General features: G+C 61.0%; 3 protein-coding genes. 1 reads left to right on the top strand and 2 read right to left on the bottom strand.

What is annotated here, in order from left to right; genetic code table 11:
- Positions 1-252: 252 nt before the first annotated feature.
- On the bottom strand, positions 253-990 hold the full coding sequence (locus tag RMV17_RS09620) for an alpha/beta fold hydrolase (protein WP_311886357.1): 738 nt from the start codon (positions 988-990) through the stop codon (positions 253-255).
- A 130-nt stretch (positions 991-1,120) separates the two neighbouring features.
- Between RMV17_RS09620 and RMV17_RS09615 the strand changes: the two genes are divergently transcribed.
- Entirely contained in the window at positions 1,121-2,254 is a 1,134-nt protein-coding gene (locus RMV17_RS09615; protein WP_311886356.1) for a cupin-like domain-containing protein, read from the top strand.
- 111 nt (positions 2,255-2,365) lie between these two features.
- Here RMV17_RS09615 and RMV17_RS09610 read toward each other — a convergent pair whose 3' ends face one another.
- Positions 2,366-3,538, bottom strand: a complete 1,173-nt coding sequence (locus RMV17_RS09610) for an MFS transporter (RefSeq protein WP_311886355.1) — start codon at positions 3,536-3,538, stop codon at positions 2,366-2,368.
- Positions 3,539-3,745: the final 207 nt, after the last annotated feature.

The raw sequence follows: 3,745 nt of genomic DNA, 5'->3' as shown, positions 1-3,745 counted from the left end.
TTCTCAGCATCCGGATCAGTAGGCAGGAAGCACAAAGGCACGTCATCCCTATAAAACGAATGCAGACCGGAAAAATTAGCGAATGAGAACAACTGTCAGGCGGGAGGTATAACGAAGGTTATCTGTCGTCAACACAACCCCTGTAGGAGCTGACGAGTGAAACGAGGCTGCGATCTTTTGATCCTGTTTTAAAGCTCAGGATCAAAGGATCGCAGCCTGCGGCAGCTCCTACAGGAGGGCACCGCGTAGTGTTCAGGCGATTGCAGCCATGGCATGGCGGCGATGGTGCACGTCGAGCTGATCCTTGATCACCTTCAATACCTTCGCTTCATGCTCATGGATAAAGAAGTGCCCGCCGGCGAACATGTCCACCGAGAAACTGCCGCGGGTTTCCTTGCTCCAGCCGATCAATTGCTCGGTGGTGGCGCGATCAGCCTTGCCGCCGAGCACATGCACCGGGCAGTTGAGCAGCGGTCGCGCCAGCGGCTCGAACTTGCCGCACAGTTGAAAATCCGCGCGCAGGATCGGCAGGGTCAGACTCATCAGCTCTTCGTTGGCCAGCACTTCCTCGCTGGTGCCACTGAGCGTGCGCAGTTGCTCGATCAACTCGGCGTCAGTCTTGGGCTCAGCGAAGCCGCGATCGTAATCGGCACGCAGGGTCGGCGCCGCTGTGCCGGAAGCGAACATCGCCACCGGCTCCGGACAACCCAGCGCACGCAGGGCGTGCGCCATTTCGCAGGCCAGCAACGCGCCCAGACTGTGGCCGAACAGCGCATAAGGGGGGTTGAGTGTCGGTCGCAATTCCTTGGCCAACTGCATTGCCAGCCCACGCATGTCGGTGTGCAGCGGCTCACCAAAACGTGCGCCACGCCCCGGCAGCTCAACCGGTTGCAAGTGCAGCCATTGCGGCAGCTTCGGCCGCCAGCGGCTGTAGACCATGGCACTGGCGCCGGAGTACGGCAGGCACAGCAGGGTCAGCTTGGTCACCACGCTTTCCTCGAAAAATTCATCTGTAGAGATAGACGGATCCCGCACCGGGCAAATTAGTCAGCGACCAGTAAATTCCCCCAACAGGCGCTCGTTAACTGTTCAGGCCAAAACCAATAACGAGGGCACCACCGTGGACCTGCAGAGCATCCTGGGCAAACTGTTCGCCAACGCCGGCGCCGTCGGCATCGAAGGCGTTTTTCAATTCGTGTTCGGTCCGCAGCAAGCCTACTGGTCCGAGGTCAAGGCCAGCAGCCGCACGGTGCCCGGACGCCACGCCAGCCCGGACGTTACCATTGAAGTCGCCGAGCGCGACTTTCTCGGGATCATGGGCGGCATGGCCAACGTCGAGGAACTGTTCGCCAGCGGGCGCCTGAAAATCGGCGGCAACATGGGCCTGGCAACGATGCTGCCGCAGATCATCGAGCATGCGATACACGGCCGCGCCGTGGCGGAAAAAGTCGACATGAACAAGCGCTACCCGACCCCGCCGCGCTTCAGTGAAAAACTCACCGCCAGCCTGCCGACCCAAAGCAGCATCGAACGCCTTGCGCGCAGTGAACTGTCGGTCACCGAGTTCAAAAGCCGCTATCTGCCCAACGGCATTCCCGTGGTGATCAGCAATGCGCTGCAGGACTGGCCACTGTTCAAGCTCAGCCGTGAAGAATCGCTGGTGCATTTCGCCGAACTGCAAGGCATCACCCGCCATGGCGACTACGTGAAGAAAACTTTCTCCACCGAACGTGATTTTCGCTCCACCTCGATGGCCGACTTCATCGCCTCGCTGGACCAACCGGCGGTCAAGGGCGCCGATGGCGAGCCGCCAGCGTATATGGGCAACAACATCCTGCCAGCGCAGCTGATGCAACAGATCAAATACCCGGCCTACTTCGACGCCTCGTTATTCATCCCGCCGCGTATCTGGATCGGGCCGAAAGGCACGTTGACGCCGTTGCATCGCGACGACACCGACAACCTCTTCGCGCAGGTCTGGGGGCAGAAGAAATTCACCCTCGCCGCCCCGCATCACCGCGAAGCGCTGGGCACCTGGTCGACAGCGCCGAAGGGTGGCCTGGATGGTTGTGATTTCAACCCCGATGCGCCGGACTACGAGCGCTTTCCCGCCGCTCGGGACGTGACCTTCCTGCGCGTAACGCTGGAGGCTGGGGATTTGCTGTTTCTGCCGGAGGGCTGGTTCCATCAGGTGGAGTCGGTGTCGACTTCGCTGTCAGTGAATTTCTGGGTCAACTCGGGACGAGGCTGGTAACACTGCAAATCCTGTGGGAGCGAGCCTGCTCGCGAAAGCCATTTCACATTCAATAGGAATGTTGACTGACACACCGCTTTCGCGAGCAGGCTCGCTCCCACAATGGAAATTTCATTTCAGATGGCGGTAACTCTGTATTGCCGAGCCCAGCACCACCGCCCCTGCCGCAATCGCCAGCCAGAAACCGCTACGTGCGCCGAAGGCATCCACCAGCCAGCCGGAACCGGCAGCCCCCATCGCCACGCCGATACTCAAACCGGTCACCAGCCAGGTCAGGCCTTCCGTCAGTTTGGCCGGCGGCACGATGCGTTCGATCAACGCCATCGCCACAATCAGCGTCGGCGCGAAGAACAGCCCGGCGATGAATACCGCCACCGACAAGCCGAAAATATTGCTCGCCAATAACAGCGGCAACGTCGTCACCGCTGTCGCCACGCCGCCGTACAAAAACAATCGCGGCAACGGCAGTTTCGAACGCATGGCGCCGAAGGCGATACCGGCCAGGCACGAGCCGATGGCGTAAACCGACAAGACGATGCTCGCCGCCGCCGGCTGCCCTTGTTGCTGGGCAAACGCGACGCTGACCACATCAATCACACCGACGATGATGCCCATGGCAATCATCAGCGCCAGCAGTAGCTGAATGTCCGTCGATGCAATGATCGACCCCTGATGATGCAACTCCTGCGGATGCACCGCCGGCTCGGTGCTGCGCTGGGCGACGAACGCCGTCACGCCGATCGCCAGCGCCAGCAAAGCCGCCAACGGCCCGGCCTCGGGGAACACTGCCACACACAACCCCACCGACAGCGGCGGACCGACAATAAAACAGACCTCATCAAGCACCGATTCCAGCGCATACGCGGTCTGTAATTGCGGCTGGCCACGATAGATCTCGGTCCAGCGTGCGCGCACCATCGCCGACATGCTCGGCATGCAACCGGCCAGTGCGGCGAAGATGAACAGCGTCCAGTCCGGCGCCTGTAACCGCGTGCACAGCAGCAACATCAGCAATGCGCCGCCGCCGATCAACGCCGATATCGGCAGAATCCGCCCCTGACCGAAGCGGTCCACCAGCCTTGAAACCTGCGGCGCGCAAAACGCCGTGGCGAGGGCAAACGTCGCCGCCACGCCACCAGCCAAAGCGTAGCCGCCCTTGAGTTGCGAGAGCATGGTGATCACGCCGATGCCGGTCATGGAGATCGGCATGCGCGCGATCATCCCGGCCAGCACAAAGTTTCGTGCGCCGGGGGCGTTGAACAATTCGCGGTAGGGGTTTGCCATGGACTGCAGCCTCATCAAGGGCCGCCAAGTTGCCATAGGGTCAGATGGCGTGGAAGCGGGGAATTGTTGGTGGAATGTGAAGGAGTGAAGTCCAAGGGCCTTTTGATAAACAGATGACTCAGCCGCCCCGGCGAGCCTGCCGGTGTCAACTGACCAGACCGATGGAAACCTCCGTCGGATGCTGGATCGACGTTGACCATCCGTCGC

Origin of the sequence: Pseudomonas sp. VD-NE ins, assembly GCF_031882575.1 — a bacterium.
Taxonomy (GTDB): Bacteria; Pseudomonadota; Gammaproteobacteria; order Pseudomonadales; family Pseudomonadaceae; genus Aquipseudomonas; species Aquipseudomonas fluorescens_BZ.
This window is presented reverse-complemented; position numbering and strand designations above follow the sequence as displayed.